The organism is Primorskyibacter flagellatus, assembly GCF_014638275.1.
GTDB lineage: Bacteria > Pseudomonadota > Alphaproteobacteria > Rhodobacterales > Rhodobacteraceae > Pseudooceanicola > Pseudooceanicola flagellatus_A.
The window spans coordinates 804831-819525 of sequence record NZ_BMFJ01000001.1 but is presented as its reverse complement, the minus strand read 5'-3'; the positions used below and the strand labels follow the sequence as shown (position 1 = coordinate 819525).

Genomic DNA, 14695 nt, shown 5'->3' with positions numbered 1-14695 from the left:
CTTCCCGGAGCCACAAGACCCTCCGGCATGACCGGGGGCGACAGACCCGGTCAATCGCCGCCGAACTTCCGCCGCGCCGCCTCTGCCACCGCCTTCTCGAAGGACAGCCGCCCGACCTCGACCAGCGCCGCCTCACGTTCCGCCCCGGTGGCCGCGTCATGGCGCATCTTGGCCGCGATCAGCTCCTGGCTGATCCGTTCGAGGTCCGGGCGCGACTCCGCCTGCATGATCCGCATCGCCGCCGCCACCGCCGGATCCGACACGTCGGCCACGCGCGGCGCCTCCCGCCGTCCGAACAGCCGCCGACACCAGCTCATTCCGTCTTGTCCCCGAACAGACCCGTCAACGCCCGCCGCAGCACGCCCGTCACCTTCGGCCGCCGCCCCGCGCCGAACGGCATGGGCCGGCAGACCTCCATCGCCGCGACCCCGACCCGGGCGGTCAGCGCGCCGTTCACCACGCCCTCGCCGAACCTGCGCGACAGCCGCGCCAGCACGTTGCCGCCCAGCACCGACCCGACCATGTCATCACCCACGGCCACCGCACCCGTCGCCACCAGATGCGTCATCACCGCGCGCAAAAGCCGCCAAGACCCGAGCGTGCCGGAGCGGCCGCCATAGACCTCCGCGATCCGCCGGATCATCCGGATATTTGCCGTCATTGCCGCCGCCACATCCGCAAAGGCCAGTGGCACCAGCGCCGTCACCGTCGCCACCTGACGCGCCGCCGCCTCGACCTCGCGCAGGGCAAGCGCATCCAGCGGGGACACCAGCTCGGCCTCCGCCAGCGCCATAAGGGTCACCGCGTCAAAGGGTTCCTCCCGCCGCGCCTCGAACCGGTCGAGATGCCAGCGAAGCTCCTCCCGTCCCCGGTACATCGCCGCGATCTTCGCGCCGTAGTCCCGCGCCTTAGCCAGATCGTCAAGCGACAGCGCCTCCTCCGCCAGCGCGTGCAGGTGGTCCATGCGCGACAGTCGCGAAAACGCCGCCGCCTCCTTCACCACGATCGCCAGAACCACCAGCAGGAAGGCCGCCATCAGCGCGGCCACGGCCCAGCCCAGCCACGGCGTGCTCGCCACCAGCGACGTCACGAAATTCCACGCGAAGGCCGAAACGACCACCCCGACTAGCGCTGTCAGCAGCCCCCAGAACCACCGCGCCAGCCGCGAGGGGCGCCGCGCCGCCAACGTCGCCGCCACCTGCATCGCGCGTCCAGTCGGGGCCTCTGCCGCGCCGCCCAAATCAGGTACGGGAGGGGCCTCTGCCGGGCCCGGCCCCGCGCCCTCCATCTCGATCACCACCGGCCCGCGCCGTTTCTCGTCAGCCATTCCCGCCTCCGCTCTCCCAGACGAAAAGGATGTCCGGCAGCCCCTCGTCGTTGCGCGACCCGTCCGACCGCTCCGCCTCCGTGAAACCGTGACGCGCGTAGAACCGCCGTGCCCCGGTATTGGCGACAAAGGTGTAAAGCTCCAGCCGGTCGCAGTCCGCCTGCGCCGCCGCGATCAGCCGCGCGCCGATACCGCGCCCCCGCGCCCCCCGTGCAACGTAAAGGGCATGCACATAGCCGCCCTCCCGCGCCAGGAAACCACGGATCGCCGCGCCGTCCGCCGCCACCCAGACCCAGCCATGGTCGATCATGCGGCCGGCAAAGGCGATGTTCTCGGCCTCCGAATGCAGATGCGGCATCCAGCGGTGATCCCGCACCCCCTGCCCGAGGATCGCGCCCACGGACCCTGCATCCAGCGGCTCCGCGACCCGGATCGTGACCCCGCTCACAGCCGGTCCCCGATCAGGAACTGCGTCGCGCGGTCCAGCCGGATATGCGGCGGGCCCTCGCCCGGCTTCAGCCGCAGCACGGCCGGTGCGAACTTCATCAGCGCATATTCCCCGTCGAGCCAGGCCGCCTCCCCCGCACGCGCCGGGTTCAGCAGCCGCCCCGGGTCCTCCGGCAGCTCCCCGGGATACATCGCCGCCATGCGCCCCCGCGTCCCGTCCTCGGCCAGCAAGGTTCCGCGCACGCAGTCCAGCGGTCGCCCCTCGTGGTTCAGCGTCTCCTCCACCGTCGCCCGGACCGAGGCGATCGCCATCGCCTGCGTCTCCGCCCCGGCGAAGCGCGCCCGGTCCACCGCGTCGCGCACCAGCGCCTGCATGATGCCCGACAGCGCACCATGCTGCGCGTGATGCAGATGGTCCGCCTTGGTTGCGGCGAAGAGGATCTTCTCCACCCGCTGCCCCATGAGCAGCCGCGTCAGGAAGCTGTTCCGCCCGGGCCGGAACGCGCCGAGGATATCGCCAAGCGTGCGCCTCAGATCCTCCACCGCGCGCGGCCCCTGGTGGATCGCGCCAAGCGCGTCGACCAGCACGACCTGCCGGTCGATCCGCGCGAAGTGATCGCGGAAGAAAGGCTTGGCGACCTGGGACTTGTACGCCTCGAACCGCCGCTCCATCTCCCGCCACAGCCCCTTGCGCGCGGGCCTTTCCTCGACCGGCAGGGGTGCGAAGGTCAGGGCGGGCGATCCGGCCATCTCTCCGGGCAGCAGGAACCGGCCCGGCGTCAGGTCCGAATAGCCCGCCGCCCGCGCCGCCTCGAGATAGGCGGTATAGGCCCGCGCCAGCGCCTGCGCATCCGGCTCCTCCCAGGCGTCGCGGCCGGTGAAGCCCTGCGCCGCCGAAAGGAACCCCGCCGCCGCCTCCCGCGCCGCCAGCCGCTCCAGCGTCGCGGCGGACCACTCGGCATAGCTCAGATCCATCAGCCCGAGGTCCAGCAGCCATTCGCCGGGATAATCGATGATGTCGAGATGCACCGTCCGCGGCCCCTGCAGCCCGCCGAGCAAGCCTGAAGGGCGCACCTTCAACGACAGCCGCAGCTCGCTCACCGCCCGCGTGCTGTCGGGCCAGTGCGGCGCGGCAGATGTCAGCGCACCCAGATGCGTCTCGTAATCGAACCGCGGCACCGTGTCGTCGGGCTGCGGCTGCAGATAGGCCGCAGCGATCCGCCCGTCCGCCTGCGCGACAAGCCCCGGCATCCGGGCCCGGTCCAGCAGGTTCGCGACAAGCGATGTGATGAACACCGTCTTCCCCGACCGCGCCAGCCCGGTCACGCCAAGCCGGATCACCGGGTCTAGGAATACGCCCGACACGGTGTCCCCCACGGCCTCCACCTGCCGCGCCACGCCCTCGGCTATCGCCCCGATCACCACTGCTCGTGTCCCCTTGCCATTGGTCCCGAATGTAGGGGCGGCAGCCGCGCCCCGCCAGTCCAATCGGCCCCGGCTTCATCTTGCCGCAAGTATCCCGGGGGGAATTGCTCCGCAGGAGCAAGGGGGGCGGCGCCCCCGGCCACCTCCCCACTGGACCGGACCTGAACCAGAGGCTAACACCCCGTCCATGCCACGCTATGCCCTTCAGGTCGAATATCACGGCGCCCCCTTCGCCGGGTGGCAGCGTCAGAGCGACCAGCCTTCAGTGCAGGGCGCGATCGAGGCCGCGCTCGGGAAACTCGAACCCGGGCCCCATACCATCGCCGCCGCGGGCCGCACGGACGCCGGGGTGCATGCCACCGCGCAGGTCGCCCACTGCGATCTGACAAGGGACTGGGACCCCTTCCGTCTGTCCGAGGCGCTGAACTACCACCTCAAGCCCGCCCCCGTCGCCATCCGCGCCTGTGCCCGCGTGGCCGATGACTGGCACGCGAGGTTTTCTGCCGTGGAGCGCCGCTACCTATTCCGCCTGCTGATGCGCCGCGCCCCCGCGACCCACGACGCCGGGCTGGTCTGGCAGGTCGGTCATCCGCTGGACGCCGGGCTGATGCGCGCGGGGGCGGCGCATCTGGTCGGCCATCACGACTTCACCACCTTCCGCTCCACGATCTGCCAGGCGAAATCCCCGGTGAAGACGATGGACGAGATCCGGATCGAAGAGGTCGAGACCTTCTCCGGACCCGAGATCCGCTTTCACCTGCGGGCCCGGTCCTTCCTGCACAACCAGGTGCGCTCCATCGTCGGCACGCTCGAAAGGGTCGGCACCGGCACCTGGCACCCCGACCGCGTCCGCGAGGCGCTCGAGGCGCGGGACCGCGCCGCCTGCGGCCCGGTCAGCCCGCCGCAGGGGTTGTATCTGGTCGGCGTGGGCTATCCCGACGACCCCTTTGCCGTCCTGGCCCCCCGTCATCCTCGGACTTGATCCGAGGATCTCCGGTCACCCCCGCGCGCGCCACCACCAGATCCTCGGATCAAGCCCGAGGATGACGCCCTGCCTCGCCAGAGGGCAGCGCCCGTCCGCGGAGGGGCGCCGCTCCGATTGTGGTCGCCACTTTATCCCTCCGTGTTAGCCGTCTGATCAATCGTCGCGCAAGCGGTGACGAAGCGGCCGCCCCGGGGGGCGGTCGGCCGCTGCCCGGCGGCACTGCGTGCCTTGTTCCGGGCTTGGTGCCCAATAAGGCGGGGATTTTACGCGCGCCTACCGGGATTGCCCGCATAACTTGCCGCAGTCGCAACACGTCCGCATCGGGCAGTGACCCTACAGCGCGCTTCCACCCTGCTCCTGTACCCAATCACCCCCCAAACCCTTCCCACAGCCCGCCAAACAGGCCATATACACCCCATGACCGACTCCCTCTCCCTTCCCGCCGGGCCCATGGGCCAGTGGCCGCAGCTTGAACCCGGATGGGTCTGGCTCTGCGGGGCGGGGCCCGGGGACCCCGGCCTGCTGACCCTGCACGCACTCAACGCACTCCGGCAGGCCGACGTGGTGGTCTATGACGCACTGGTCGAAGACACGATCCTCGACTGGGCCCCGCAGGCCGAACGCGTCTACGCGGGCAAGCGCGGCGGCAAACCCTCCGCGAAACAGCGCGACATCTCGCTCCGCCTTGTCGATCTGGCGAAAGAGGGCAAACGGGTGCTGCGCCTCAAGGGCGGCGACCCCTTTGTCTTCGGCCGCGGCGGAGAGGAGGCGCAGACCCTCATCCAGCACGGCGTGCCCGTCCGCATCATCCCCGGCATCTCCGCCGGAATCGGCGGGCTCGCCTACGCCGGCATCCCGGTCACGCATCGCGACGTGAACCAGTCCGTGACCTTCGTCACCGGGCACGACCAGTCCGGCGAAACCCCGACCTCGCTGAACTGGAAGGCGATTGCCGAGGGCGCGCAGGTGCTGGTGATCTACATGGGCATGAAACACGTCGAACGCATCGCGACGGCCCTGCTTGACGCGGGCCGCCCTGCGGATGAACCCGTCGCCGTCGTCTGCAACGCCACCACGCCCGACCAGCAGGTGCTGGAAACGACGCTGGCAAGGATGACCGCGGACATCGCGGCCTCCGCCCTCGAACCGCCCGCGATCCTCTGCGTGGGCCGGTCGGTGCTGATGCGCCAGGTGCTTGACTGGCAGGGCCTGGCCGCCGGACAACAGCCGCGCAACCTTGACCCGCTGAACCGGGGCCGTCCGGCCGAAGTGTCCTGACCCTGTGCCCGGCCTGATCCTCGCCGCGCCGTCCTCCGGGGCGGGCAAGACGACCCTGACGCTGGCCCTGCTCCGCCTGCTCGCCCGCCACGGAGTCGCGGTGCGCGGCGCGAAATCCGGCCCCGACTACATCGACCCCCGCTTTCACGAAGCCGCCTGCGGTGCGCCCTGCCTCAACCTCGACGCCTGGGCCATGTCGCCCGACCGGATCACGGCGCTCGCCGCCACGCCCGACCTGCTGGTGATCGAGGGCGCAATGGGCCTTTTCGACGGCGCCCCGCCGGAGGGGCGCGGCGCGGTCGCCGACCTTGCCCGCATCCTCTCCCTCCCCGTGATCCTCGTGGTGGACGCGGGCCGCATGGCCCAGTCCGTCGCGCCCCTTGTCGCGGGCTTCGCCGCCCATGACCCGGCCGTCCGGGTGAAAGGGGTGATCCTGAACAACGTCGGCTCGCTCCGCCACGCGCAGATGCTGCGCCGCGCCCTCGCCCCGCTTGGGCTCCCCGTGATGGCGGTCATGCCGCGCCGCGCCGACCTTGCCATGCCGTCCCGCCACCTCGGGCTGGTACAGGCGGGCGAACGCCCCGATCTCGACGCCTTTCTCGACCGTGCCGCCGATGCGCTGGCCACCGGCATCAGGGGCGACCGTCCCCCGAATATCGAAGCGCTGCTGGCCAATGCCGCCCCCCTGCCCGCCGCCGGAGCCGCCAAACGCCTGCCCCCGCCCGCCCAGTCAATCGCCATCGCGCAGGATCAGGCCTTTGCCTTCGCCTACCCCCACATGCTGGCCGACTGGCAGGCCGCGGGGGCCACGCTTTACCCCTTCTCACCGCTCAACGACGACGCCGTCCCGCCAGCGGATTTCGTTTTCCTGCCCGGCGGTTACCCCGAACTGCACGCAGCACGCATCGCGAACGCCGGGCGCTTCCTCACCTCCCTGCGCCGCCATGCCGAAACGAAACCCGTCTACGGCGAATGCGGCGGCTACATGGTGCTGGGCGACGTGCTGACCGATGCCGAGGGCACGCCGCACCAGATGGCCGGGCTGCTGCCCCTCGCCACCTCGTTCAAGTCGCGCAGGCTCCACCTCGGCTACCGCACCGTGACCGCGCCCGGCGGCCCCTTCGCAGGCACATGGGCGGCGCATGAATTCCACTACGCCACGACCCTGCACGAAGGCGGCGACCCCCTGTTCGACGCCACCGATGCCGAGGGCACCGCGCTGCCTGCCATGGGTATCCGCGAAGGCCACGTCTCCGGCTCCTTCGCACATCTCATCGACCGGGTCTGAGCACCCCCGCACGCACGCCGCCCCTTGCGGACCCCCGCCGCCGGGTCTACCGCTGACACATGAGCACGTCAGAATATATTCCCGACGACTCCCGCGCGAAACGCAACGTGGCGGTGCTGGTCATGGCGCAGGCGATCCTCGGGGCGCAGATGCCGATGATCTTCACCATCGGCGGGCTCGCCGGGCAGTCGCTGGCCCCGAACCCCTGTTTCGCCACGCTGCCGATCTCGCTGATCGTGCTCGGCTCCATGCTCTCGGCCACGCCGGTCTCCGCGATCATGCAGCGTTACGGCCGTCGCGCGGGCTTTTTCCTCGGCGCGGGCGGAGGGACGCTTGGCGGGATCATCGGCGCCATCGGGCTCTACCACGCCTCCTTCCCGCTGTTCCTGCTCGGCTCGCTCTTCACCGGGCTCTACATGTCCGCGCATGGCTTCTACCGTTTCGCCGCCGCCGACACCGCGTCGGACGCCTACCGGCCCAAGGCGATCTCCTATGTCATGGCCGGGGGGCTCGTGTCGGCGCTGATCGGCCCGCAGCTGGTCAAGGTGACGGCGGACGCCATGGTCGTGCCCTTCATGGGCACCTATCTGGCGGTAATCGCTCTGAACGTCTTCGGCTCCCTCCTCTTCACCCGGCTCGACATCCCGAAACCCCCGATCCCCTCGCAGGACGCGCCGCGGGGCCGCAGCCGCGCCGAACTGCTCGCCACCCCGCGCATCGCCGTGGCGGTGATCTGCGCCATGGTCTCCTATGCGCTGATGAACCTTGTGATGACCTCCACCCCGCTGGCGGTCGTGGGCTGCGGGTTCCAGAAATCCAACGCGGCGGACGTGGTGTCGGCGCATGTGCTGGCGATGTATGTCCCCAGCTTCTTCACCGGCCACCTGATCGCCCGCTTCGGGGTCGAAAAGATCATGGGCGCGGGCCTCGCCATTCTCGCCGCTGCCGGGGCCGTCGCCCTGCAGGGCGTTGAACTGGCGAACTTCTTCGGCGCACTTGTCCTGCTCGGCATCGGCTGGAACTTCGGCTTCATCGGGGCCACCACGATGCTCGCCGGGGCGCATGCACCGCATGAACGCGGCCGGATGCAGGGGCTCAACGATCTCATCGTGTTCGGCGGCGTCACCTTCGCCTCCCTCTCCTCCGGCGGTCTGATGAACTGCTCCGGCGGGGACGCGCAGACGGGCTGGGCCGCGGTCAACCTCGCGATGGCGCCGATGCTGGTGCTGGCAGGCGGCGCGCTGATCTGGCTGGTGATGCGCCCCAAGGAACAGGCGGTGTAAGGGGACGGCGGAGTAACGCCCCACCCGACCCGAGCGCGGCAGGGTGGGGTTTCACCCCACCACTCAAACCATCCGCTCGGGTCAACGGCGGACCCGCACCTGTTACCCGATCCATCCGGAAAGAACCGATCGCAGGCTTCAGCCCGGCACCCACGCCCGCCGCAACCTTCCGCGCTGCCGCCCCTACCAGACCCGCCCGGTCCCCGCCGTCAGCGCCATCCGCACCCGCGCCGCGAACGGCCCGAGGTCCAGCCGGTCTTCAGCCACCCGCCCGGGATCGCGCACCGCCTTCGCCAGAACCGCCCCGGCCCCGGCCAGCGGATAGAACGCCGGACGCGCGACAGCCGGGACCGAGCGCCAGCCAGACCGCAGCTCTGCCAGCGCCGCCTGCCCCGCCCGGGCCAGCCGCACCACCGCCGCATCCCCCGACTCGGGCAAGGGCCGCCGTCCGGCCGCCTCCAACGCAGGAACCGCCATCAGCCAGTTCGCAAGGCCAAGCGCCCGGCCCGCTGCCGGGGCCATCGCCTCGCCCCCGCCGAGCCGCCGCGCCGCCACGGCGATCAGCGGCACCGAGGTCACATCGATATAGTCGAGGAGCTCTTCCTCCGTCGCGCAGTCCTCACGATCCGCATCGCGCTCCCGCGCCTGGACCAGACGGTCCAGCGCCACGGCGTCCTCCGCCCGGATGACCAGCGCAAGCGGCGTCACGACCTCATGCCGCCGGACCACCCCGCCCGCCGCAATCTCGCTCAGCGCGTCCCGCCACCACTGCAGCCGCATCCGCGCGATCATCGGCTCCTGCGTCACCCAGGGCGCCCGTGCCACTTCCAGATTGAAAGCATAGAGTGGAAACAGCACGCGCCGCGCCGCCACCGGAGAGGCCATCGCCGCCCGGAACCGCACCGGGTCCCCGCGTTCCACAAGCGCGGCGCAGGCGTTGAGGTCGTCATCCATGCGAATGCGCTCCGTTAATGTGGCTGAGAAAGCATGGCATCACAGCTTGGAACCTGCCTCCGGAAGTGTCATCAACATACTGAATAAAGGGCAAATTCTGAATACCCCGTGCGCTTGGAAGATCACGGCCAGCACTCACTGACCGGCTTCCCTCGGCCCGCCACTCCCACCCAGACACAACCCCAGGCAGATCACGCGTATCGTCCGGCCCGAAATCTCCGCAAGCCCCTGCATTTCTGCGAAAATCACCCGTTCCAAAGGTCACAGAACCACCTCAGGAAGCAAACCGTGCGTTCCGCAGGAAATCCGGCCCGTCGCCACGCCGCACGCCTCCGCCGTCAAGACGTTGCCATGGCGACACCGCACGCCCCGGACTCAGCCCGCAGGCTAACAGTCATTCTGCAACCTCGGCGACCCGCGTCTCCCGCAAGAGCTTCCAGTTGATCGCATCCAGCAGCGCCTGGAACGAGGCGTCGACTATGTTCGGCGACACCCCGACGGTCGACCACCGCCGCCCTGCTCCGTCCTCGCTGTCGATGATGACGCGCGTCACGGCCTCGGTCCCGCCCTGCGTGATCCGCACCTTGAAGTCGACCAGGTGCATGTCCGCGATCGCGTCCTGATACTGGCCAAGGTCCTTGGCCAGCGCCGTCGACAGGGCGTTCACCGGCCCCCGGTCGCTGCCCGTCTCGTCCAGGCTCTCGCTTACCGACAGCCGCTTCTCCCCGGCGAGGTCGACCACCACGACCGCCTCCGAAAGCGACACCATCCGGCCCTTCGCGTCCTTGCGCCGCTCGACCGTCACGCGATACCGCTCCACCTCGAAGAAATCCGGCATCTGGCCCAGAACCTCCCGCGCCAGCAGCTCGAACGAAGCCTGCGCGGAGTCGTAGGTATACCCCCGGTCCTCCCGCGCCTTCACCTCCTCCAGGATCCGCGCCAGCGCCGGATCGCCTGCGGCCACCGACAGCCCGGCCTCCGCCAGCCGCTGCCGGAGGTTCGACTGCCCAGCCTGGTTCGACATCGGGATCACCCGCGCATTGCCGACCAGACCCGGATCGACATGTTCATAGGTCGACGGGTCCTTCAGGATCGCCGACGCATGCAGCCCCGCCTTGTGCGCAAAGGCCGAGGCCCCGACATAGGGCGCCTGCTTTACCGGCACCCGGTTCAGGATGTCGTCCAGCTGACGCGAGATCGCGGTCAGCCCGGCCAGCGCCGCCTCCGTCGTGCCGATCTCGTACCGGCTCCGGTACGGCTCCTTCAGCAGCAGCGTCGGGATCAGGGTAATGAGGTTGGCATTGCCGCACCGCTCCCCCAGCCCGTTCAGCGTGCCCTGGATCTGGCGCACCCCCGCGTCCACCGCCGCCAGTGATCCCGCCACCGCGTTGGCCGTATCGTTATGGGTGTGAATGCCAAGGTGATCGCCCGGTATCCCCGCCGCGATCACCTCCGTCACGATCCGCCCGATTTCGACCGGAAGCGTGCCCCCGTTGGTATCGCAAAGCACGATCCACCGCGCCCCCGCCTCAAGCGCCGCCCACAGGCAATCGAGCGCATAGCCGGGGTTCGCCCGATACCCGTCGAAGAAATGCTCCGCATCGAACAGCGCCTCCCGGCCAAGCGAAACCAGATGCGCGACAGAGGCCCGGATGTTCTCCACGTTCTCCTCAAGGCTCACGCCAAGCGCGGTCGTGACGTGGAAATCATGCGTCTTCCCCACAAGGCAGACGCTTGGCGTATTCGCGTTGATGACGGCGGCCAGCACATCGTCATTCGCCGCCGACCGCCCGGAGCGTTTCGTCATCCCGAAGGCGGTCATCGTGGCACGGGTCCGCGGCGCCTCGGCGAAGAAGGCGGAGTCCGTCGGATTCGCCCCGGGCCAGCCGCCTTCGATATAATCCACGCCAAGGCGGTCGAGCATCGCGCAGATCTGGTGCTTCTCATGGGCCGAGAACTGCACCCCCTGCGTCTGCTGCCCGTCCCGCAGCGTGGTGTCGTAGATGTAGAGCTTTTCGCGGGTCATGCAGTGGACCCCCGGCAAAGCGGATGCCCGGCTGAAGCCCGGCCTGCGTTTTCTGGTTTCGTGGTTTCCCTACAGGACCCGCGCCAGGCCCTGTACGGACGCGAAGCATCCAGCAAAGCGCCACGGTGCCCCGGCAGGGGATTGCAAGGCAATCGCCCGAAAGTGGACAGCCCCTCGGAAGCCGCCTGTGGTTCGCGCCATGCCCGATACGGACGCGAAGCGTCCCGGGCAGCGCCCGACCGCCCCCCGGGCGGGCGCTTCGTCACCGCATGCGCGACAAATGAGCGCGAGCTACCACGACATGATAAAGCGATGACCTCACAAGGACGAGCGCCCCCCCGCGGACGGGCGCCGCCCTGCGTTGCAAGGGTGACGCCGCAAACAGGCTGTAGGATGGGCTTCAGGCCACCATTCTCTCGAGCATACGTCACAAAAGGCCCTCCAGTTTGGCGGGGTCAAACCCCGGTCCCGGAACCAGTTCCACACCAGCTTTCGACATGCGCACTTCTACGCCGGCCGCGACCAGAGCAGACTTCAAGGCGTCCACCTCGCCGAAATCCTTCGAGATCATCGCCGTCTCTCGCGCGTCACCAAGCCGGGTTGCCAAGGCTTCCAAACCTGCTTTGCTCGACGAACGATCCGTCAGAGCGGCTTCTAGTGAAGTCCAGTCATGGATGCCAAGAAACACCATGTCTCTCGCCAACTGCGAGCCATCGGTGCTCCGTGCAGAAGCATCCAGACCGGTCAATGCAAGTGCCGTGTTCAAGTCGTCGGAGAGGGCTTCGACAATCGCCTGCATCGGCGGCAACGACTTGGCCTTCGCCAGATCGCCGAACTGCTCGATCGTGGCCAAATAGCCGTCGATCTTGCTCTCAGCCGTAAACCTCCGCTCAGCCGTCCAGTCCATCGGCTTCCGGTAATGCGTGCCCAAAAACACGAACCGGATCACCTCTCCCGGTACGCCCTGATCCAGCAGATCCCGCACGGTGAAGAAGTTGCCGAGCGATTTCGACATCTTCTTCCCCTCCACCTGCAGCATCTCGTTATGCAGCCAGACCGAGGCGAAGCCGGCGCCGGGACGCGCACAGCAGCTCTGGGCGATCTCGTTCTCGTGGTGCGGGAACTGCAGGTCGATGCCGCCGCCATGGATATCGAAGGCCGCGCCCAGCAACTCGTCCGCCATGGCAGAACATTCGATATGCCACCCCGGACGCCCCCGGCCCCAGGGCGACTCCCACCCCGGCAGGTCATCCGTCGACGGCTTCCACAGCACGAAATCCATGGGGTCGCGCTTGTAGGGGGCGACTTCCACCCGCGCGCCCGCGATCATGTCCTCGACCGTGCGTCCCGACAGCGCGCCATACTCAGGGTAGGAACTGACGGAAAACAGCACGTGCCCCTCCGCCTCATAGGCGTGACCGGACTCGATCAGCCCGCCGATCATCGCCACCATCTGCGGAATGAACCCGGTCGCGCGGGGCTCATGTGTCGGTCGCAGGGTGCCGAGCGCGTCCATGTCCGCGTGATACCAGCCGATCGTCTCCTCGGTCCGCTTGCGGATCAGATCCTCCAGGGTCCCCGCCGCCCCGGCTTCCTTCCGGGCCAGCGCCGTCGCGTTGATCTTGTCGTCCACGTCGGTGAAGTTGCGCACGTAGGTCACCGCGCCATCACCGTAGACATGCCGCAGCAGCCGGTAGAGCACGTCGAACACCACCACGGGCCGCGCGTTCCCCAGATGCGCCCGGTCATAGACAGTTGGCCCGCAGACATACATCCGCACATTGTCCAGGTCCAAAGGCGCGAACGCCTCCTTGCGGCGGGTCTTCGAATTGGTCAGGCGTATCTCGACCATGGCGGTCCCTCGCGGTTGGTCCGCGGGCGGCTTATCAGGATCGTCAGGGTTAGGAAACGAAGAAGCGGCCCGCGAGATGTCTCAGCAGGCGCAAATGCAGCAGATGATGATGCGTGCGGTCTTCATGACGCAGGCATAGCGCGGAACGGGCAGTCTGCCAAGCGGAAAGCTCAGCCCCGGCGGCGCAGCGCCATCGCGCCGAGCGCCCCGGCCAGCAGCAGTCCCGTCGCGGGCAGCGGCACGGCGGGCATGTTGGCCTCGAACGTCACCTCGCTCAGCATGAACCAGGAGGTGCGTCGCTGGATCTCCACCATCAGGAAGTCGGTGCTGACCGCCAGCGGGATGGTAAAGGCGAACGGCGCGGGATTGACCGTTTCGTTCGGCACGCCGAACACCCCGACCCCGGTCACCCCGACGGACAGCGGACGCGAGACACCGCCAGAGTTGGAGGTGTCGAAGTAGAAGGTGATGCCGGTGAAATCATGGACCTGGGCGAACTGGAAGGCGATGGTCGGGCTGAAGTTCTCCCACCCCACATAGGGCCCAGGTCCTGCCGCGCTCTCCACCCCCGGCGCGTTCCAGTTCCGCGTCTCGATATAGCCGTCGGTCAGGTCGCCCGTCCCGCCGGTAAGCGGCGAAAGGCTGACCAGCGGATTGCCGGAGCCGGAATAGCTTTCGTCCCAGTACTCATAGCTGCCCGTCGTGCCGTTCAACATTTCGTAGGTGACGGGCGTGACAGGGGTGGCATGGGCGATGCCGGTACCGGCGCAGACGGTGGCGGCAAGGATCAGGGAACGAAGCATGGAAAATCTCGTGAGCGAATGGCGGAACTTAAAAACTGAAGGCAGTCTAGGCCATCGGCGGTCGCGGGTCATCAAAAAAGACCCGTCCTCCCGGTCACGCGCCCGAGCATGTAGCGGAACGAGCGATCTGTAAAAACAAGGCGGCTCGCCCATTGAGGAGGAACAACGGTCCGCGCAGCGGTGCTCCTGCCACCACTCAAGCGCCATCCCCGGACCAGCCCCCGGGATTCCCGTCCTGCCCCCGAAACCAGGTCACAACCATCCCGTTCCGACCACCTTCGCCCAGTCCGCCCGCCCGTGCCCCCGCGCCTGCTCTGCCGCCGCATCCCAGTCGTAGCAGACCGAACGATGCGTCACCGACCAGCCCGCCGTCCCGGCCTCGACCACCGCATAGCTTGCCGTCGGGGTCCCGGTCATCATCACATGCGCGGGCGCCCGGTCGTCCGTGTAGCCGGGGCAGCCGACCGAGCCGGGATTGACCAGCAGCCGCCCGTCGCGCAGCCGTACCACCCGCGGGATATGCGTATGCCCGCAAAGCATCAGCCCCTCCGTCACCGGCCCGGCCAGCGCCTCGATCCGGTCCGGCGGGGCGGGCACCATCCGGCCGCCCTCGACCAGCTCGGCCCAGTAGACATCGTCCTGTCCGGGCGTGCCGTGGCAGAGGTAGACCCCCTCCAGCCGCGCCTCCGCCGGCAGAGCGCGGATCCAGTCGAACGCCTCGGCAGGCAACAACCCATGGGTCAGGCGGTCGGTCTCCCACATCTCCTCGGGGGCAAAGTCGACCAGCGCGCGGTCATGGTTGCCCCGCACGGTCAGGATGTCCCGCCCCTTCAGCAGGTCCCAGACCCCCGCCGGATCCATCGGGCCGGAGAACACGTCGCCCAGATTGACCACCCGTGTCACGCCAAGCGCCGCGATATCGTCAAGCACCGCCGCAAGGGCAAGCGCGTTTCCGTGGATGTCGGCGATGACGGCAAGGGGACCGGAGAGGCTCATGCCGCCATCAGCCCAGATTCCCCCCGCCCCG

13 protein-coding genes are annotated in these 14695 nt (G+C 68.8%); 4 read left to right on the top strand and 9 right to left on the bottom strand.

The genetic code is table 11. The features are described 5' to 3' along the window. Positions 1–50 precede the first annotated feature (50 nt). The 4 genes from IEV87_RS04105 to IEV87_RS04090 are packed head-to-tail and all read right to left on the bottom strand — an operon-like array spanning position 51 to position 3199. Positions 51–317: a hypothetical protein gene (locus IEV87_RS04105; protein WP_188476398.1), complete on the bottom strand. Its 267-nt coding sequence runs from the start codon at positions 315–317 to the stop codon at positions 51–53. Then, positions 314–1327 (bottom strand): YcjF family protein, encoded by a 1014-nt coding sequence (locus IEV87_RS04100; RefSeq protein WP_188476397.1) that lies wholly within the window; start codon positions 1325–1327, stop codon positions 314–316. The genes IEV87_RS04105 and IEV87_RS04100 overlap by 4 nt, the downstream gene beginning before the upstream one ends. After that, complete coding sequence (locus IEV87_RS04095; RefSeq protein WP_229737421.1) at positions 1320–1775, bottom strand: GNAT family N-acetyltransferase; 456 nt, start codon at positions 1773–1775, stop codon at positions 1320–1322. Before IEV87_RS04095 ends, IEV87_RS04100 begins: the two co-directional genes overlap by 8 nt. Beyond that, complete coding sequence (locus tag IEV87_RS04090; RefSeq protein WP_188476396.1) at positions 1772–3199, bottom strand: YcjX family protein; 1428 nt, start codon at positions 3197–3199, stop codon at positions 1772–1774. The genes IEV87_RS04095 and IEV87_RS04090 overlap by 4 nt, the downstream gene beginning before the upstream one ends. Before the next feature lie 187 nt (positions 3200–3386). On the opposite strand from IEV87_RS04090, the gene truA reads away from it, so the two are divergent. From truA to IEV87_RS04070, 4 genes are all read left to right on the top strand, one after another. After that, positions 3387–4181, top strand: a complete 795-nt coding sequence (truA, locus tag IEV87_RS04085) for a tRNA pseudouridine(38-40) synthase TruA (RefSeq protein ID WP_188476395.1) — start codon at positions 3387–3389, stop codon at positions 4179–4181. A gap of 420 nt (positions 4182–4601) precedes the next feature. Next, positions 4602–5462, top strand: a complete 861-nt coding sequence (gene cobA, locus IEV87_RS04080) for a uroporphyrinogen-III C-methyltransferase (RefSeq protein WP_188476394.1) — start codon at positions 4602–4604, stop codon at positions 5460–5462. 4 nt (positions 5463–5466) lie between these two features. Further along, positions 5467–6750 carry a cobyrinate a,c-diamide synthase gene (locus IEV87_RS04075; RefSeq protein ID WP_188476393.1) on the top strand — a complete coding sequence of 428 codons (1284 nt, stop codon included), beginning with the start codon at positions 5467–5469 and terminating at the stop codon, positions 6748–6750. 59 nt (positions 6751–6809) lie between these two features. Further along, positions 6810–8033 (top strand): MFS transporter, encoded by a 1224-nt coding sequence (locus tag IEV87_RS04070; RefSeq protein ID WP_188476392.1) that lies wholly within the window; start codon positions 6810–6812, stop codon positions 8031–8033. Between the two features lie 183 nt (positions 8034–8216). On the opposite strand, the gene IEV87_RS04065 is transcribed toward IEV87_RS04070, so the two are convergent. The 5 genes from IEV87_RS04065 to IEV87_RS04045 all read right to left on the bottom strand — a co-directional run bounded on the left by IEV87_RS04065 (position 8217) and on the right by IEV87_RS04045 (position 14664). Then, positions 8217–8987, bottom strand: a complete 771-nt coding sequence (locus IEV87_RS04065; RefSeq protein WP_188476391.1) for a squalene/phytoene synthase family protein — start codon at positions 8985–8987, stop codon at positions 8217–8219. Between the two features lie 394 nt (positions 8988–9381). Further along, a complete protein-coding gene (gene cimA, locus IEV87_RS04060) occupies positions 9382–11013 on the bottom strand; it encodes a citramalate synthase (RefSeq protein WP_188476390.1) in 1632 nt (543 codons plus the stop codon). 427 nt (positions 11014–11440) lie between these two features. Further along, positions 11441–12865, bottom strand: coding sequence for a cysteine--tRNA ligase (gene cysS, locus IEV87_RS04055; protein WP_188476389.1), 1425 nt, complete (start codon positions 12863–12865; stop codon positions 11441–11443). A 170-nt stretch (positions 12866–13035) separates the two neighbouring features. Then, on the bottom strand, positions 13036–13668 hold the full coding sequence (locus IEV87_RS04050) for a PEP-CTERM sorting domain-containing protein (protein WP_188476388.1): 633 nt from the start codon (positions 13666–13668) through the stop codon (positions 13036–13038). A gap of 252 nt (positions 13669–13920) precedes the next feature. Continuing rightward, positions 13921–14664, bottom strand: coding sequence for a metallophosphoesterase family protein (locus tag IEV87_RS04045; RefSeq protein WP_188476387.1), 744 nt, complete (start codon positions 14662–14664; stop codon positions 13921–13923). Between the last annotated feature and the right edge of the window lie 31 nt (positions 14665–14695).

Bases quoted from the DNA above. Each gene is read 5' to 3' on its own strand.
- IEV87_RS04065 (WP_188476391.1), bottom strand. From the start codon at position 8,987: ATGGATGACGACCTCAACGCCTGCGCCGCGCTTGTGGAACGCGGGGAC.
- IEV87_RS04100 (WP_188476397.1), bottom strand. From the start codon at position 1,327: ATGGCTGACGAGAAACGGCGCGGGCCGGTGGTGATCGAGATGGAGGGC.
- IEV87_RS04050 (WP_188476388.1), bottom strand. From the start codon at position 13,668: ATGCTTCGTTCCCTGATCCTTGCCGCCACCGTCTGCGCCGGTACCGGC.
- IEV87_RS04070 (WP_188476392.1), top strand. From the start codon at position 6,810: ATGAGCACGTCAGAATATATTCCCGACGACTCCCGCGCGAAACGCAAC.
- truA (WP_188476395.1), top strand. From the start codon at position 3,387: ATGCCACGCTATGCCCTTCAGGTCGAATATCACGGCGCCCCCTTCGCC.
- cimA (WP_188476390.1), bottom strand. From the start codon at position 11,013: ATGACCCGCGAAAAGCTCTACATCTACGACACCACGCTGCGGGACGGG.
- IEV87_RS04105 (WP_188476398.1), bottom strand. From the start codon at position 317: ATGAGCTGGTGTCGGCGGCTGTTCGGACGGCGGGAGGCGCCGCGCGTG.
- cysS (WP_188476389.1), bottom strand. From the start codon at position 12,865: ATGGTCGAGATACGCCTGACCAATTCGAAGACCCGCCGCAAGGAGGCG.
- cobA (WP_188476394.1), top strand. From the start codon at position 4,602: ATGACCGACTCCCTCTCCCTTCCCGCCGGGCCCATGGGCCAGTGGCCG.
- IEV87_RS04045 (WP_188476387.1), bottom strand. From the start codon at position 14,664: ATGAGCCTCTCCGGTCCCCTTGCCGTCATCGCCGACATCCACGGAAAC.